The sequence below is a fragment of the Stenotrophomonas sp. PFBMAA-4 genome, from assembly GCF_030053215.1.
GTDB lineage: Bacteria > Pseudomonadota > Gammaproteobacteria > Xanthomonadales > Xanthomonadaceae > Stenotrophomonas.
In genome coordinates this window covers 86,998-99,897 of the sequence record NZ_JASGBW010000019.1, presented here as the reverse complement: position 1 = coordinate 99,897, position 12,900 = coordinate 86,998, and the positions used below count along the sequence as shown (strand labels likewise).

At 68.9% G+C, this 12,900-nt stretch carries 10 protein-coding genes; 4 read left to right on the top strand and 6 right to left on the bottom strand.

Annotated features, from left to right (window positions below):
• Positions 1 to 240: 240 nt before the first annotated feature.
• Together QMZ26_RS13240 and QMZ26_RS13235 are read right to left on the bottom strand one after the other, a co-directional pair.
• The gene (locus tag QMZ26_RS13240; protein ID WP_283221734.1) at positions 241 to 2,658 is read right to left on the bottom strand and encodes an EAL domain-containing protein; all 2,418 of its coding nucleotides are present in this window, start codon (positions 2,656 to 2,658) and stop codon (positions 241 to 243) included.
• Between the two features lie 208 nt (positions 2,659 to 2,866).
• The gene (locus tag QMZ26_RS13235) at positions 2,867 to 4,813 is read right to left on the bottom strand and encodes a DEAD/DEAH box helicase (RefSeq protein WP_283221733.1); all 1,947 of its coding nucleotides are present in this window, start codon (positions 4,811 to 4,813) and stop codon (positions 2,867 to 2,869) included.
• Between the two features lie 245 nt (positions 4,814 to 5,058).
• On the opposite strand from QMZ26_RS13235, the gene QMZ26_RS13230 reads away from it, so the two are divergent.
• On the top strand, positions 5,059 to 5,280 hold the full coding sequence (locus tag QMZ26_RS13230) for an RNA-binding S4 domain-containing protein (RefSeq protein ID WP_108760017.1): 222 nt from the start codon (positions 5,059 to 5,061) through the stop codon (positions 5,278 to 5,280).
• A 19-nt stretch (positions 5,281 to 5,299) separates the two neighbouring features.
• On the opposite strand, the gene ubiM is transcribed toward QMZ26_RS13230, so the two are convergent.
• The 4 genes from ubiM to QMZ26_RS13210 all read right to left on the bottom strand — a co-directional run bounded on the left by ubiM (position 5,300) and on the right by QMZ26_RS13210 (position 8,746).
• On the bottom strand, positions 5,300 to 6,478 hold the full coding sequence (gene ubiM, locus QMZ26_RS13225) for a 5-demethoxyubiquinol-8 5-hydroxylase UbiM (RefSeq protein WP_283221732.1): 1,179 nt from the start codon (positions 6,476 to 6,478) through the stop codon (positions 5,300 to 5,302).
• A gap of 86 nt (positions 6,479 to 6,564) precedes the next feature.
• Positions 6,565 to 6,954 (bottom strand): MAPEG family protein, encoded by a 390-nt coding sequence (locus tag QMZ26_RS13220; RefSeq protein WP_079221217.1) that lies wholly within the window; start codon positions 6,952 to 6,954, stop codon positions 6,565 to 6,567.
• Positions 6,955 to 6,966: 12 nt separating this feature from the next.
• Positions 6,967 to 7,521: a DUF4019 domain-containing protein gene (locus QMZ26_RS13215; RefSeq protein ID WP_283221731.1), complete on the bottom strand. Its 555-nt coding sequence runs from the start codon at positions 7,519 to 7,521 to the stop codon at positions 6,967 to 6,969.
• A gap of 58 nt (positions 7,522 to 7,579) precedes the next feature.
• Positions 7,580 to 8,746 carry a hypothetical protein gene (locus QMZ26_RS13210; protein WP_200734405.1) on the bottom strand — a complete coding sequence of 389 codons (1,167 nt, stop codon included), beginning with the start codon at positions 8,744 to 8,746 and terminating at the stop codon, positions 7,580 to 7,582.
• 324 nt (positions 8,747 to 9,070) lie between these two features.
• On the opposite strand from QMZ26_RS13210, the gene QMZ26_RS13205 reads away from it, so the two are divergent.
• The 3 genes from QMZ26_RS13205 to QMZ26_RS13195 all read left to right on the top strand — a co-directional run bounded on the left by QMZ26_RS13205 (position 9,071) and on the right by QMZ26_RS13195 (position 12,672).
• Positions 9,071 to 10,549 carry a DNA-3-methyladenine glycosylase 2 gene (locus tag QMZ26_RS13205; RefSeq protein WP_283221730.1) on the top strand — a complete coding sequence of 493 codons (1,479 nt, stop codon included), beginning with the start codon at positions 9,071 to 9,073 and terminating at the stop codon, positions 10,547 to 10,549.
• On the top strand, positions 10,546 to 11,037 hold the full coding sequence (locus QMZ26_RS13200) for a methylated-DNA--[protein]-cysteine S-methyltransferase (protein ID WP_283221729.1): 492 nt from the start codon (positions 10,546 to 10,548) through the stop codon (positions 11,035 to 11,037). Before QMZ26_RS13205 ends, QMZ26_RS13200 begins: the two co-directional genes overlap by 4 nt.
• A gap of 390 nt (positions 11,038 to 11,427) precedes the next feature.
• Positions 11,428 to 12,672 carry an ectonucleotide pyrophosphatase/phosphodiesterase gene (locus tag QMZ26_RS13195; protein WP_283221728.1) on the top strand — a complete coding sequence of 415 codons (1,245 nt, stop codon included), beginning with the start codon at positions 11,428 to 11,430 and terminating at the stop codon, positions 12,670 to 12,672.
• The last annotated feature ends 228 nt before the right edge of the window (positions 12,673 to 12,900 follow it).

Genomic DNA, 12,900 nt, shown 5'->3' with positions numbered 1-12,900 from the left:
GACCGTATCCGGCTGAAATTAAAGGGCTTGAGCCCGGTAAAGTACCGGGAGCAGGTCGCGCTGGCCGCCTAGCCCCCACCCGTCCAACTTCAGGGGGTCACTTCAGGGACGGGTTTACGGCGTGTCCTGCCCACCCACACCGCCCCGCCATCCCACGGAATGCCGCTCTTGATCTTGAGGTTGCCGGCCAGCGGCCGGCACTACCGCAGGTGCAGGGCTGCAAGCCCTGCCGAACACCCCCTACCCCTGCGGGCCCGGGGTACCCACCAGACGCACCGGCCGCTGGTTGGCCAGCGTCAACCGCTCCAGCGGCTGCGGCCGCTCGATGGCATAGCCCTGCAGCCCATCCACGCCCATGTCGGCCAGTGTCTGCGCCACCTCCGCCGTCTCCACCCACTCGGCCACCACCTCCATCTGCAGCTCGCGACCCAGTTCGCTGATCGCGCGCACCGTCGCCCGGCTCACCGCGTCGGTGTCCATGTCACGCACGAACGCGCCGTCGATCTTCAGGATGTCCGCCGGCAGCTGCCGCAGGTAACCGAACGAGGACAGGCCCGAGCCGAAGTCATCCAGCGCCATGCGGCAGCCGCGTGCCTTCACCGCGTCGATGAACGAACGCGCCTGGGTCAGGTTGCTGATCGCTGCCGTCTCGGTCACTTCAAAGCAGAGCTTGGCCGCCAGCGCGCGGTTGCGCTCCAGCAGGTCGCAGACGAAGGCCAGGAAGCTCGGCTCGGCGATCGACTGCGCCGATACGTTGACGTTGCACAGGCCCAGCTGGCGCACGTGCGCCGGGCACACCTGCAGGTGGCGGAACAGCAGGCCAAGCACGTGGCGATCCAGCGCCACGGCCATGCCATAGCGCTCCACCGCCGGCATGAACTGCCCCGGCATGTGCAACGCACCGTCGGCATCGCGCATGCGTACCAGCACCTCGTAATGCAGGTAACCCGGATCGCCGACCTTGGCGATGCGCTGGGCATACAGCAGCATGCGGTTCTCGGCCATCGCCCGGCTTACCCGCTGCAGGCGCTCGGCTTCATGGCGGCGTTCGTCCAGCGCCAGGCGGTCCTCGTTGAAGCAGTGGACGCGGTTGCGGCCAGCCTGCTTGGCCGCATAGCAGGCGCTGTCGGCCGCGCTCATCAGCCAGTTCACGTCCGGTGCGTCGGCAGTCACTTCCACCACGCCGATGCTGCAGCTCAGCTGCGGGCTGCCTTCGCTGATCGGGAACGTTGCCTGGCCCAGGTTGCGGATCAGCCGCTGCAGTACGCGCTTGGCCTCGTCCTGGCTGGCGCGGCCGAGGAAGACCGCGAATTCGTCCGCACCCAGCCGCCCCACCCAGTCGCCATCGCGTACCGCGCCCACCAGGTATTCGGCGAACCCGCGCAGCATCTGGTCACCGGCGGCGTGGCCGAAGCTGTCGTTGACCAGCTTGAAGTGGTCCAGGTTGATGTAGCACAGCGCATGCGTGCCGCCCTCGGAACGGACCTGCAGCAGCGCCCGCTCCAGCAACCGCTCGATCTCGCGGCGGTTGATCAGGCCGGTGAGCGGATCGTGGCTGGCATGGTGCTCGATCTCGCGGGCCAGCGCATGGTTCTGGCTGACATCCTCGATGATCGAAAACACCGACAGCTGGCCGCCGGCGCTGCGCACGCCGGTGCCGCTCCAGCGGCCCCAGACCAGGCTGCCGTCGCGGCGGCGGAAACGCAGTTCGCCCGGCCGCAGCTGGCGGTCCCAGTTGATCCGCCCGTCATCGTCCAGCACCAGTTCGCCTTCCATCAGCAGGTCGCCCAGGGCCATCTGCTGCAGCACATCGCGCCGGTAGTCGAGGATGTCCGCCATGGCCTGGTTGGCCTCCATCACCCGCCCGGCCGCATCCAGCTTCAGCATGCCCACGTTGGCCTGGTAGAAGGCAGCGCGGAATCGGCTCTCATGCTCGGTCAGGTCCTTGCCGACGCGCCGCGCCAAGGCCACCGCCATCAGGGTGATGGCCAGCACCGAGAAGCCGCCGACGATCAGCGTGGCAATGCGCACCGTATGCGCCATGCGCAGCAGGGCCTGGGAGAATGCTTCGGCCTGCGACTGCAGTTGCAGGTCCACGTCGTGCACGCGCTGCATGTAGCGGTCGCGCACGCTGGGCTGCTGCAGCGCTTCCGGCGGCACCTTCTCCAGTTCTTCAATCAACGCCTGCATGGCCAGCAGGTGCGCGTCGGTCTGCCGCCACAGGCGGGTGGCTTCGCGGAACTCGCCCAGGTCGCGTGCGTACCGGAATGAAAAGATCAGCCGCGACACATCCGAACGCGCGTTGCCGCCGCGCAGGAAACCTTCGCGCGCCTGCACCACGTCCGGTTGCGGTTGTTCCAGCGCCAACCGCGCATGCAGATCGCCCAGCGGCACCTGCAGGGCGCGCCGGGCGTCCTCCAGGTCGTGCGCCGACCCCCGCGCCAGATAGCGGCTGAGCGCAGCGGTGGCATCCTGCTGGCCGCGCGACCAGTGCCCCTGGCCCGCAATCCAGGCGGTGGACGCCGCCTGCAGTTCCTGGATCAAGGCGGACAGGCCGACCAGTCCGATCGCCATGCCCGTCAACAATGCGAACCTCAGCCCCAGCCCACGGGTCATCGGCACCCGGTGCTGATGCTGCTCCTTGCCACCTCTACCCATCCCGGATCCCCCCGAATGTGCCGTGACAGCCTCCTTGTCCAACTATTCCAGCCTATGGACGGCGATGTGTGGACCATGCGAAACCGGGCGCGACGGTCGTGGGGGCGGGCGGGTTTGAACCGATTCAATTCCCCCGCTGCCGTTTCGGGCAGCGGAAACGAACAACGCCAGCCCGGAGGCTGGCGTTGTTCTGTCACATCACTGGGGATCAGTAGCTGCGCGGGCCGCGCGGCTTGAAGCCGTCACGACGCGGCGGGCGGCTGTCGCGGTCACCGCCGCGGTCGCCACCATGGCCGCCCGGGCCACCCGGACCACCACGACGCGGGCCACCCGGACCACCCGGGCCACGCTTGTCGAAGCGCGGCTTGAACGGACGCGGGGCGGGGTTGGTGTCTTCACCCGGGGCCAGCGCACGCATCTGCAGCTGCTGGCCGGACACCCAGACCTTCTGCAGGTGCGACAGGACGTCCGACGGCATCTGCGCCGGCAGGTCCAGCAGCGAGAAGTCGTCGTGGATGTCGATGCGGCCGATGAAGCGGCTTTCCAGGCCGGCTTCGTTGGCGATGGCGCCGACGATGTTGGCCGGCTTCACGCCATGCTGGTGGCCCACCGAGATGCGGTAGGTCTCCATGCCCTGCTCCGGCGCACCGCGCGGCGGAACGTCACGGCGCGGGCGCTGCTCGAAGCCACCCTCGCCATCTTCACGGCGCGGGCCACGTTCGAAGCGCGGGCCACGCTCGTTGCGGTCGAAGCGGTCGCCGCGCTCCGGACGGTCGCCACGGTCGAAACGCTCACGCGGCGCACGCTCTTCACGCGGGGCGCGCACCGGCGGCTGCAGCAGGAACGGGGTATCACCCTGCAGCATCCTGGCCAGGGCAGCAGCCACTTCGATGGCCGGCACGTTCTGCTCGGTCTCGAAGCGTTCCAGCAGCTGGCGGTAGAAGTCCAGGCCGCCGGCACCGAGGGTTTCGCTGATGCGCGAGGTGAACTTGTTGATGCGGGTGTCGTTGACCGCTTCCACGCTCGGCAGCTGCATTTCTTCGATCGGCTGGCGGGTGGCGCGCTCGATCTGGCGCAGCATGCCCTTCTCGCGCGGGGTGGCGAACAGGATCGCCTCGCCGCTGCGGCCGGCACGGCCGGTACGGCCGATGCGGTGCACGTAGCTTTCGGTGTCGTACGGGATGTCGTAGTTCAGCACGTGGCTGATGCGCTCCACGTCCAGGCCACGGGCAGCCACGTCGGTGGCGACCAGGATGTCCAGCTTGCCTTCCTTCAGCATGGCGATGGTGCGCTCACGCTGGGCCTGCTGCATGTCACCGTTGATGGCGGCAGCGGCCAGGCCACGGGCCTGCAGCTTGCTGGCCAGTTCCTCGGTGCCGGCCTTGGTACGCGCGAAGATGATCATCGCGTCGAACGGCTCGACTTCCAGGATGCGGGTCAGCGCGTCCAGCTTGTGCATGCCACTCACCCACCAGTAGCGCTGGCGGATGTTGGCCGAGGTGGTGGTCTTGGCCTGGATGGTGACTTCGACCGGATCCTGCAGGTAGGTCTGCGCGATGCGGCGGATCTGCGGCGGCATGGTGGCCGAGAACAGGGCCACCTGGCGCTGCTCCGGCAGCTTCTTCAGCACGGCTTCGACGTCGTCGATGAAGCCCATGCGCAGCATTTCGTCGGCTTCGTCCAGCACCAGGGTCTTCAGCTCGGACAGGTCCAGGGTGCTGCGGTCCAGGTGGTCGATCACGCGGCCGGGGGTACCGACCACGATGTGCACGCCGCGGCGCAGGGCCGACAGCTGCTGGCCGTACGGCTGGCCGCCGTACACAGGCAGCACGCGGAAGCCCGGGATCTTCGACGAATAGGACTGGAACGCCTCGGCGACCTGGATGGCCAGTTCGCGGGTCGGCGCCAGGATCAGGGCCTGGGGCTTGATCTGCTGCAGGTCGATGTTGGACAGTACCGGCAGTGCGAACGCTGCGGTCTTGCCGGTACCGGTCTGGGCCTGGCCCAGCACGTCGCGGCCTTCGAGCATCGCCGGGATGGTGGCAGCCTGGATCGGCGACGGGGTTTCGTAGCCGATGGCGGTGACCGCCTGCATCACGGGCTCGGACAGGCCGAGCTGCGCGAACTGCAGCTGCGCTTGGGAATCTTGGGACATGGGGAACTCCAAAGGCACGGCCATCTGCATGGCAGTGCGATAAAAAAGGGATGGTCCGCGCTTTGGGCGCCCTTCTTATCGCGTGCCCTGGCGCTGCTCGGTCGGAGGAGATTTCACTCACTCAGAGCGGAATGATACCGCACTCTTCCTGAACCATGCGTACAGGAAACCATTCGCATCCCCTTCCGGGCCGCGCTGGCGCACAATACGCGCCCTTCCCGCCCCCTCTCCAGGACACCCACACCATGCAGATCCTCGAATTCGACCTCGACGGCGACTACGTCGAGCTCAAGCAGCTGCTCAAGCTGGCCGACCTGGTCACCAGCGGCGGCGAGGCCAAGATGGTCATCAGCGAGGGCCAGGTCCTGGTCGACGGCGAGGTCGAGCTGCGCAAGGCTTGCAAGATCCGCGCAGGCCAGGTGGTTGAATTCGCCGACAGCCAGATCCGCGTGCTGGCCGCCAGCTGAGCCTGGGGGCCAGGCCCGTTCAGGCCACCCGCTGAGTGAGGTGCGAGGCGATCAGCTGCCGGAACGGCGCCACGCCCTGCGCCACCCGCAGCCCGGCCGCCCGCAGCAGGCGTGCCGGCCGGCGGTCGTCGGTGTACAGGCTGGCAATGGCGTTGGTGGCCCCGTACAGCGGCCGCGACGCCAGACGGTGGCCGCGCTGGTACGTGGCCAGCATGCCGGCCGCGGCGATGTCCGCGCCCCGCCGTTGCTGCGCCAGGATGCCCTGCGCCAACCGCTGTGCGCTGGCCAGGCCCAGGTTGAACCCATGCGCGGTGACCGGGTGCATGCCCACTGCGGCATCACCGATCAGCGCACAACGCTCGCCGACGAAGCGGTGTGCGTACACCCCCACCAGCGGATAGGCCTGCGGCGTGGCCACCGGCTGCATCTGCCCCAGGCGGTGCTCGAAGCACGCGGTGATGGCCTCGCCAAAGCCCACCTCGTCCATCGCCAGCAGTTCCTCGATCTGCCGCGGCGGCAACGTGATGACCGCCGACGCCTGGCCTTCGTTGAGCGGCAGCAGCGCCATCGTGCGGCCATAGCCGAACCACTCCCACGCAGTGTGGTGGTGATCGCGCTCGACCTGCATGCGGCAGACCAGCATCGACTTGCCGAAGTCGCGCATCTGCGCACCGATGCCGAGCATGCGGCGGGTAGTGGAAAAACGGCTGTCGGCGGCGACCAGCAGGCGGGCATGCAGCTCGCTGCCGTCATCCAGCTTGACCACGTGGCCCTGCGCGTCGGCCTGCACGGCCAGCACCTTGCGCCCATCGAACAGTTCCAGCCCGTCCTGGCCCTGCACCGCCTCCCAGGCCGCGCGGCGGATCAGGTGGTTGGGCACCAGCCAGCCCAGCGGCTGGCCATCGACCTGGCCACTGGCGAAGGTCAGCGCGAACGGCGAACCGCCGTTCATCACCCGCGCATCGCGCAGCTCGGCAATCTCGGCGTCGGGCAGGCGCTGCCACAGGCCCAGCTGTTCCAGGCTTTGCCGCGAGGTGTGGGTCAGGGCGATCTCGCGGCCGTCGAAGGCGGCCTGCGCCAGCGCCTGCCGCGGCTGCACCTCGACCAGCCCGACCTGCAGGCCACTGCCGGCCAGCGCACGCGCGAAGCACAGGCCCGCCGGGCCGGCACCGACCACCACTACGTCCATCCTGCGCATCCGCGCCTCCTGCCGTTGATCCAGTCGCGCCCAGCATAGCGCCAGGCGTATGACTGGCCTTGATCTGGATCAGGCCCGCGCGCGTATCACAGCAGTGCGAACACCAGCTTGAGCACCGCCACGATCGAGACCACCCAGACCAGGCTGCGCACGTAAGGCACGCCGGCAGCATACAGCGGCAGGTAGACCACGCGCGCCCAGAAATAGACCTGCGCCGCCAGCACCGTGGTATCCGTGCTGCGCCCGGCCACCACCACCGCGATCGCGGCGGCGGCGAAGAACGGGAACGTCTCGAAGAAATTGGCCTGCGCCCGCTTCAGCCTTCCCGCCAGCGGGCTCAGTGGCACGTCGGGCGCATCACGCGCCGACGCGTTCCACTTCATCCCGCGCTCGCGCGTGACCACGGCCGATGCCGCGAAGATGTGCACGAAGCCCAGCAGCATCGCCCACGCCAGCAGTGTCAGCTCGGTGGCCATCGAGGTTCTCCGTCAGGGCGCGGACGCGCGCAGGCTGTAACCGGCCAGGCGCCAGGTCTGGTCTTCGTCGAAGCGGAAAGACACCAGTTCGCGCACCGGCTGCGTGCTGTTGGCGAAACGGGTCGGGAAGCTGACATTGATGTACAGCCCCTCCGGCACCGCAGCCCCGGCGGCGTACTTGACCCGGGTGATGGTGGGTTGGCCGCGTCCGTTCATCGCGCCCAGGCGCGTGCGGTCGGCCGCAAGCTGGCTGACGAACGCCGCCTTGGGCACCGCGCGGCGGGCCACGGCCGACGCGCCATCCCACAACTCGCCGGCACGGTTGCTGTCGACCAGTTGCGCAGCCATCAGTGCCGCAGCGCTCATGTCGGCATCCTGCTTCTGCACCTGTGCCTGCTGCGCAGCGGTGAGGACCGGCGCAGCCGTGGCCGGCCTGGCGGCTGCCGCTGCGGCAGGTGCCGGGCGCGCCGGAGCCGGCGCGGGCGTGGCCGGCGCGGGGGCCTGCGCCAGCGCGGTCATCGGCAGCAGGGACAACAGCAGGAACTTCGGCAAACGCACGCGCTTCATGGACACCGCCGGTTCTAGGGTAAGAACCGCAGTCTACTTCAGCCCGGTGAGAACGCCGTCAGCGCGCGGGTGCGCTGGCTTCCACCGTCGCGGCATCGCCCTGCGCGGCCGGTGCGGCACCCTCGCCCGCCGGCTGCTCGGCCACCGGCGGCTTCTCCGGCGGCGCCGGCGGCATGGTCGCCACGTCGATTTCCGAGAGCGGGCTTTCTTCCGGGCACACCTCATCGGGGAAACCGAAGCGCTGCTTCAGCGCCTGGCCGCAGCTGTTGATCGATTCCATGTCCGCGCCTTCGCGCTTGCACTGCTGGTCGAAGGCCACCAGGAAGGCATCCTTGCGCTGCACGAAATCATCGCCGCAGGCGCGCATCTGCTTGATCCGCTCCAGGTCGTCCTGCACCGCATTGGTACCGTCCAGCCCGTACTGGCGCAGCTCGTCGGGGGTGAGCAGGCGCAGGCTGCGGTTGGGCACGGTCATCATCAGGTCGGCCACGCCCACCGCAACGCCGTTGCGCTGCAGGTAATCCTTCACGTTGTCGTAGACCTCGTGCAGCTCGCGGTTGAGCTCGGCGCGCGAGGTGGCCTTGGAGCTGATGCGCATCATCCGGTGGATGCCGACCTTGCCCGACAGCAACCGGTTGTCGCCCGCCGCCAGCACGAACACACAGGCGCTGTGGCAGATGGAGCCCTCGCGCACCCAGATGGTCCAGCCCGACTCACCGATGCTGTCGCCGGCCACGATGGCCGATTCGACCTGGCCACCACTGGAATCCAGATCGAGGATGCGCTTGTGGATCTTCAGCGCGTCGGCCACCACGGCCAGCCGCCACATCATTTCGGCGAAACCGGGATTGATCTTGCCCTGGTAGCGCACGCGCAGCAGCCCGCGCTCGACGCAGGGCTGCAGGGCCTGCTGGACCTGCTCGCGCTGCAGGCCTTCCAGTTCGATGCCATCGCCGCCGTCAGCGGCATAGTCGGTGCCACAGCTGACCCACGCCTTGCCGTTCTCCAGCTGCGCCTGCGGCCACGGCCGATCGGCACGGCTGCGTGGCGGCGCCACCGGCGGCGGCGGTGCATCGGCCGCATTGATGGAGACCATGTTCTCGCCATCACTGGCCGGCGCCCGCGTCGCCTTGTCGGCGGCGGTCACGTTGCCAGGGTTCTCCAGCTTGCTGCAGCCCGCCAGGGCCAGGCACAACAGGGGCAACCAGCGGAATCTGACGGACATCGGGCAACCGGTTTTCATGGAAACGAGGCCCCCAGTCTACCCGCCCCCGGCGCGTATTCAGCGCGCGCCACTGAACCCCCTCTGACCCCGGGGAAAGCGTGCCGACCAAGGTCGACACCTACCGACAGCAAAAGCGTGCCGACCAACGGTCGGCACCCACCAAAAGCGGTGACCCATCCCGCCATCCCACAGATAGCCAGCTTTTGACTTGGACGTTGACGTTGACCTCGCGGGTGCAGGGCTGCAAGCCCTGCCAACAACCCCTCCAACATCCATGTCCGAATCCGGCGAGTATCTGCCCCCGCCCCGCCCTAGACTGGCGCCATGGACACCGCCCCCACCCTCGACCCCGCCGCCTGCGACCGTGCCCGCCTGGCCCGTGACGCGCGCTTCGACGGTGTGTTCTTCACCGCCGTGCGCAGCACCGGCATCTATTGCCGCCCGGTCTGCCCCGCACCGCCGCCGAAGCCGCGCAACATCACCTACTACCCCACGGCCGCTGCGGCCGCCGCTGCGGGCTACCGGCCATGCCTGCGCTGCCGCCCGGAGCTGGCACCGCAGGCGCAGCAGGCGCTGGCCGGGCAGACCGTGCAGCGCGCGCTGGCACTCATCCACGCCGGCTACCTGCAGGAACAGGCCGTGGCCGAACTGGCCGCGAAGCTCGGCCTGAGCGCACGCCAGCTGCAACGCCTGTTCGTGGACCACCTGGGCGCCACGCCGGGGCAGATCCATGCCACCCATCGCCTGCTGCTGGCCAAGCAGCTGCTGACCGAAACCACCCTGCCGGTGACCGACGTTGCGCTGGCCGCCGGCTACAACAGCCTGCGCCGCTTCAACACCGCCTTCCTGCAGGGCTGCGGCATGGCGCCGACCGCGCTGCGCCGCCAGCATGCACCGTCGGCAGCCAATGACGGCAGCCTGGTGCTGCGCCTGGGCTACCGCCCGCCGCTGGATTTCCCGCGCATGCTCGCCTTCCTGCGCAAGCGCAGCCTGCCGGGCATCGAACTGATCGGCGAAGACAGCTACCAGCGGGTGCTGGGCACGCCCGAGCGCCCCACCCTGCTGCGGGTCACCGCGGACCCGAAGCGTCCCGAACTGCGCCTGCAGCTGGGCGCGGTCGATCCACGGCTGATTCCGGACATCGTGCGCCGCGTGCGCCGCGTGTTCGATCTGGATGCGGACCTGCAGCAGGTGCACGCCGCACTGGCCGAAGAGCCGCTGCTGGCTCGCGGCATCGCCGAACGGCCAGGCCTGCGCGTGCCGGGCGGCTGGGATGGTTTTGAAGTGGCCGTGCGCGCAGTGCTGGGCCAGCAGGTGACCGTCGCCGCTGCCACCACGTTCGCGCGCCGCCTGGTAAATGCGTGGGGTGCGCACCTGCTGGGCATGCCGGCCGAGTTCGACCGCCAGTTCCCCGCACCGGAGGTACTGGCCGACGCGCCGCTGGAATCCATCGGCCTGCCGCGTACCCGCGCAGCCACCGTGCGTGCCCTGGCCGCGGCGTGCGCCAGCGGCGAACTGGACTTCGGCCCGGGCCAGGCCCTGGACGATTTCGTCGCCCGCTGCGTGGCCCTGCCCGGTATCGGCCCGTGGACGGCGCAGTACATCGCGCTGCGCGGGCTGGGCCAGCCCGATGCATTCCCCGCCGGCGATCTGGTGCTGCAGCAGGTACTGGGCCACGCCCAGGGCCAGCGCCTGAGCGAACGTGCCACCGAGGCCCGCTCGCAGCCATGGCGCCCCTGGCGGGCCTATGCAGTGCTGCACCTGTGGCATCTGTCCGGCACCTTTGTTGGAGAACCGACATGACCTTGTTGTTCGATCGTTTCGACAGCCCTATCGGCGAGCTGACCATCGCCGGTGACGAGCATGGCCTGGCCCATGTGCTGTTCCCTGAAAACCGCCACCCGGCACGTGGCCGTGGCGACTGGCGGTACGCACCGGGCGCGTTGCCGGAGGCACGCACGCAGCTGCTGCAGTTCCTGCACGGCGAGCGCAACACGTTCGATCTGCAGCTGGCGCCGCACGGCACGCCGTTCCAGCTGCGGGTGTGGCATGCGCTGGCGCTGATCCCGTTCGGGCAGACCTGGAGCTACCTGCAGCTGGCGCAGCATCTGGGCCAGCCGACGGCAACGCGTGCGGTGGGCGCGGCAAATGGGCGCAATCCGTTGCCGATCATCCTGCCGTGCCACCGCGTGATTGGCAGCAACGGCGCGCTGACCGGGTTTGGCGGCGGGCTGGAAACCAAGGCTGCACTGCTGCGGCTGGAGCAGCGGCAGGCACCGCTGTTTGCCTGAGGGTTGGGTTTTCCGGCAGGGCTGCGCCCTGCACCCGCCGACGCGAAAGCACAAGCAACTGCAACAGCAACAGCGGGCTATCCGTGGGTTGGCGGGGCGGTGTCGGATTGCGGGGACGCCGCAAGTACGTCCTTGTAGGCTTGGCCGCGGCATCCATGCCGCGGACACCCCGCAATCCGACACCGCCCCGCCTTCGACAGGTTCACGCGGCTGTTGGTGGGTGCCGACCGTTGGTCGGCACATCTGTCGGCTATCGAATAAATCATCCACGCATGGCGTGGCTCTACTGTGTCGACTCCGAGCGGCTGTTGGTAGGTGTCCACCTTGCTCGACACGCGCTTTTGCGCGCCGTGTCTTGGGCACGTCATTGCTGCGGCTTATGATTGCCAGATGACTTCCGTACGCCTGACCTGCTCGCTGGCATTGCTGCTGCCCCTGGCGGCCTGCACGACCACGCCTTCTTCGTCCGCGCCGGTCGCGCGCGCCGACGCGCCGCCGCCGAAACTGCTGCTGGTTTCCATCGATGGCCTGCGCGCCGATGCGCTGGACCGGGGGATCACCCCGAACCTGCAGCGCATCATCGATACCGGCGTGCGTGCGCGCTGGATGACCCCGTCCTATCCGTCGCTCACCTTCCCCAACCACTACACCATCGTCACCGGCCTGCGCCCGGACCACCACGGCATCGTCAACAACAGCATGGACGATGCACAGCTCGGCCGCTTCAGCCTGGGTGACCGCGATGCGGTGACCAACAGCGCCTGGTGGGGCGGCGAACCGATCTGGGTCGGCGCCGAGAAAGTGGGCGTGCGTACCGCGACCACGTCGTGGCCGGGCAGCGAGGCCGAGATCGATGGCACCCGCCCCAGCCAGTGGCAGGTCTACGATGGCAAGGAACCGCTGCAGCAGCGCGCGCGCACCGTGCTGGAATGGCTGGCGCAGACCGATGCCGATGCGCCGCGGCTGACCACCCTGTACATGGAAAACGTCGACAAGGCCGGCCACAACCATGGCCCCGATTCGACCGAGTACCGCGATGCGATCATGCAGGCCGACCAGATCATCGGCCAGGTGCTCGATGGCCTGGATGCCGGCGGGCTGGCAGCCAGCACCAACGTCATCGTGGTCTCCGACCACGGCATGGCCGGTGTGGCCGAAGGCCATGTGGTGTCCACCGAATCGATGGTCGATCCCTCCATCGCGCGCAACGTCAGCCAGGGCCAGTCGGTCGGTTTCGCGCCGCTGGCGGGCCGCGAGGCACAGGCCGAGCGCGCCCTGCTGGGCCGCCACGCGCACTACGAATGCTGGAAGAAGGAATCGCTGCCGGCGCGCTGGCACTACGGTTCGCACCCGCGCGTGCCGCCCATCGTCTGCCAGATGGATGAAGGCTGGGACGCACTGCACGCCGAGCGGATCGCCAAGCGCGACCACCAGGATCGTGGTTCGCACGGCTATGACAATGCCCTGCCGTCGATGCGCGCGGTGTTCGTGGCGCGCGGCCCCTCGTTCCAGCAGGGGCTGGTGATCGATGGCTTCGACAACGTCGATGTCTACCCGCTGCTTGCCCATCTGCTGCAGGTGCCGGCTGCGCCCAACGATGGCAACGCCGAAACGTTGCAGAAGGCGCTGCGCTGAACCACAACGGCCGCCGGGCATGGCCCGGCGCTACTGGGGTGAGTGGCAGCCGGGCATGGCCCGGCGCTACTGCGGTGGGTGGCCGCCGGGCATGGCCCGGCGCTACTGCGGTGGGTGGCCGCCGGGCATGGCCCGGCGCTGCCGGCAGGCCCGAAGGTGGCGCCGGGCCATGCCCGGCGAGCGCAGCGGCACCGATGCCAGGCACAAAAAAAACGCGGCGCCAGGCGC

Bases quoted from the DNA above. Each gene is read 5' to 3' on its own strand.
- QMZ26_RS13240 (WP_283221734.1), bottom strand. From the start codon at position 2,658: ATGGGTAGAGGTGGCAAGGAGCAGCATCAGCACCGGGTGCCGATGACC.
- QMZ26_RS13235 (WP_283221733.1), bottom strand. From the start codon at position 4,813: ATGTCCCAAGATTCCCAAGCGCAGCTGCAGTTCGCGCAGCTCGGCCTG.
- QMZ26_RS13230 (WP_108760017.1), top strand. From the start codon at position 5,059: ATGCAGATCCTCGAATTCGACCTCGACGGCGACTACGTCGAGCTCAAG.
- ubiM (WP_283221732.1), bottom strand. From the start codon at position 6,478: ATGCGCAGGATGGACGTAGTGGTGGTCGGTGCCGGCCCGGCGGGCCTG.
- QMZ26_RS13220 (WP_079221217.1), bottom strand. From the start codon at position 6,954: ATGGCCACCGAGCTGACACTGCTGGCGTGGGCGATGCTGCTGGGCTTC.
- QMZ26_RS13215 (WP_283221731.1), bottom strand. From the start codon at position 7,521: ATGAAGCGCGTGCGTTTGCCGAAGTTCCTGCTGTTGTCCCTGCTGCCG.
- QMZ26_RS13210 (WP_200734405.1), bottom strand. From the start codon at position 8,746: ATGTCCGTCAGATTCCGCTGGTTGCCCCTGTTGTGCCTGGCCCTGGCG.
- QMZ26_RS13205 (WP_283221730.1), top strand. From the start codon at position 9,071: ATGGACACCGCCCCCACCCTCGACCCCGCCGCCTGCGACCGTGCCCGC.
- QMZ26_RS13200 (WP_283221729.1), top strand. From the start codon at position 10,546: ATGACCTTGTTGTTCGATCGTTTCGACAGCCCTATCGGCGAGCTGACC.
- QMZ26_RS13195 (WP_283221728.1), top strand. From the start codon at position 11,428: ATGACTTCCGTACGCCTGACCTGCTCGCTGGCATTGCTGCTGCCCCTG.